Annotated in this window: 1 protein-coding gene; it reads right to left on the reverse strand. The window is 58.9% G+C overall.

Features of this window, described 5'->3' with window-relative positions:
- Positions 1 to 2,009 (reverse strand): Ig-like domain-containing protein (locus tag A2J01_RS16765; protein ID WP_331715325.1); only part of this gene is annotated, 2,009 nt, incomplete at its 3' end.
- Positions 2,010 to 3,106: the final 1,097 nt, after the last annotated feature.

The raw sequence follows: 3,106 nt of genomic DNA on the forward strand, positions 1-3,106 counted from the left end.
CTGACGAGGTACTTCGTCTGACGGCTGTAACCGTCCGCGTCCCGAGGGAGGGTGAGATCGAAACCGCCGTCGGCGCGCGCCACCGAGGTGGCGTCGGTTATATCGCGTTTCTTGTTGCCGTCGAAGAAGTCTTGCGCGACGACCTTGAGATTGAGGTTGCTCTTGAGATCGCCGCCGATTTCACACACCGTCATGTTCGGTGAGAACCTGTCGTTGATGACCGCCGGTTCCGTAAGGCCCTCGAGATCGTGTCCGGAGATTTCCACGGTCCAATTGAGGGTGGTGCCTGCCGGCTGCTCCACACCGCCGATCGTCTGCGACGTGGTGTTGATCGCGCCGTTCTTGCCGCTCGTGAACCCAGGTCCCTCAGTCTTTCCCGTGATCGACGTCTTGTTGACGACCGCCGAGTTGGTGAGATGGTCCTCGGAGTCCGGCACCTCGGTGGTGGTCAGGCAGGTCCGGTACGTGAAGTAGTAATACTGTTCTTCGTTGAATGTGTCCGGGTTATCCACAGTGATCGCCGCGGTGAAGGTACTCGCGCCGGCTACTGCGCCGATGGGAGCAATGGTGAATCCTGCGGCAGGAGTGCGGTAGTTGGGTTCGTTCTCCCGCCCTGGGAGGTAGTCAGACTTCTCGATGACTACCTGCACGCCCGAGGCACAGACCGCATGGGGGCCGCCGAAGGTGTCGGTGATGTCGATCTTGTGGTTGTTGGCGGCAATGTCGGTGCCCGGAACCACAATCGTCCAGACGGCTTCCATATTGCGCTTACCGCCGTCGAGGTAGCCGCCCTTCCAGGGCTCGGTCTGCGGCGCGTAGTCCTGTCCCACGCCATCCGAAGCCACCGTGTTGTCACCGATCGTCACGGAGTTGGTGTACTGAGTCCCCTTGAGATCCACAACGCCGCTGGTCGTGCATGAGGTGTACTCGATGCGGTAGAGCTTGCTGCCCTCGAAGGGCCCGCCGTTGTTGATGTTGATCGTGACCTGATCACCCGCGTCGGGTTGGGTGACGGTGACGCCGCCAGGGGTCTCTTTGAGATCGCCCGGGCGACCGGACCACAGCTTCGCGTTGAGCAGGCTGCCCGCACACACCTTCATGTTGTCGGAGAGCTCGTCGCTCAGGGTCACCGAACCGGTGTTGCCTGTGTCCAACTTGGCCAGATCTGCGCCGGGGATGTCGATGGTCCACCGCACTGACTGCTTGTTGTCCTGGAGTTTGCCGGACTTCGTCGACTCGCCGATTTCGCGGCCGTCGGTGATGCCGCCCGTGCCGGGCAGGTCGACCTGCGTGACCTTGTTGTTGATCGTGAAATCCACAGTCTCTGACGTGGTGTACTCGACTGCCTTCGTGTAGACGAAGAAATCGCCCTTCACCTCGTCCGGCCGATCCGCCACAGCGTCGGAGAGCACGCAGGTCATGAGATTGGTGGAAGCAGCCAGATCGCATGTGCCCCAAACCGTCCCATCGTCGCCCTCCAGCGCGATCGTCGGGTTGGACTGAAGCTTCAGCTCGCCAGGGAATTCAATGGTGAACTGGTCGCCCGGCTGCGGACTCGCGCTTGACGCGTCCCAAATGCCCTTCACCGTGACGGAGTCCCCGACCGTGATCTGCTGGTCGTTCTTTCCTTCGACCTGGACGTCGGTGATTTTCACATCGATGCCGGGATTGACTCCGCGTGCGGCCAGTCGCTGCGCCGCCACAGGAGTCGTCGACGAGGACGCCGTCGTGATCGGCGGTTTCGCAGAAGTGGGTGACTCCGACGTGGAAGTAGGCGGTGCCGTCGTCTTCAGTGGCGCCTCCGTCGTAGTCGCGGGCGGCTTCGGTGTGGTCGGAACTATTGTGGTCGGAACTATGGTGGTCGAGGTCCCGACGTCATCGGCCGAGGCAACCTGGACGAAAGAGAACGACGATACGACCAGCGCCAGGACCGCAACGATCATCCCCAAAGCTGCCCACCGAGACACCACCCCCTCCCTGGCACGGCGTGGGAAGACACGGTTACGCATGACGAACACCTTTCGTTCAGAACACATGATTTAGGCCCCGTTTCCGGGGCCGTCGAATAGGGAAACGGGACCTTTGAGCCGCTCTGGAGCCTGGTTGCGAGCGTTGGTGATTCTCAGGCGACCTACTGCGGAGCCGAACAGTTGGTAATCGGACCTGGTTGGCGCCAGCGCAGACCGACGGCCGGCTCTGGGTAGGCCAGGAAATTCCAAGAAAAATCGACCGCCGGTATTACCTAACGCGACGACCTTCGAGGTACTAAAGGCTGCGGCCGAGGATCTTTCCTGCGCGATTCATTGCAGTTCGAGCATGAGCACCATCCCGGATAGCAAAAGCAACAGTGCGATGGCTCCGAGGGGGGAGTCTTCGTGCTACGTGCTTCGCTGCCGTGACGGTTTTCATGAAATTCCTTTCTTTGGCACAACGTAAAGAAATGTGCGCGGGGCCGTTCGCGAGAAGATGCAAATTCCGCGCAAACAACGCAGAAGGCGCAAACCGGGCGATGCGCAATCAGGAATCTAACACGAGCAAATCGCATAGCTGGACACGCCATGGACGTGCGTCCATGCAAGAAGAACTGCGCTTACCTGGGTATATCTATCTTCCGTTGATTTCTTTCAAGTTAACTGGCTGGTTCATCACAATTCGATCTCGACCATCAGTTGCATGCCTGCCTTGGCACTTGTCGACAATCGGTGAGCGGCCGAGCCGAGTCGGCGCTGCTGTACCGAATGAGCCTTTATGCAGTTCACTGCCCCTTATTTGCTGTCGGAACGACAAGGTGTGGAGCGAATTATCTGTGTACACACGCTCGACATAAATGCAAATCATTTTTCTGTGTATAGGAGGAGGGTGAATTAGGGGGTGAATTCAGTCGCGGGTCATCGAAACCCCTGTTCTGAAATGATCCAGAGATAGGGGTCACATTAGATTCGTTTTTCTTAGCAGATTGGATTCCGGCCTCAGTTAACTGTCGATAATGCTTCGGGGGCCGACAGGGCATTTCGAGACGAAGAATCGCCCAGCTTTTCGTAGAAGGCCTTCGGTACGGTTACGTCAGTCCAGCTGATCACGCGCCGCAGCGACTTTGGGCGACGCT

Origin of the sequence: Rhodococcus sp. EPR-134 (genome assembly GCF_001647205.1) — a bacterium.
Classification (GTDB): Bacteria; Actinomycetota; Actinomycetes; order Mycobacteriales; family Mycobacteriaceae; genus Rhodococcus_F; species Rhodococcus_F qingshengii.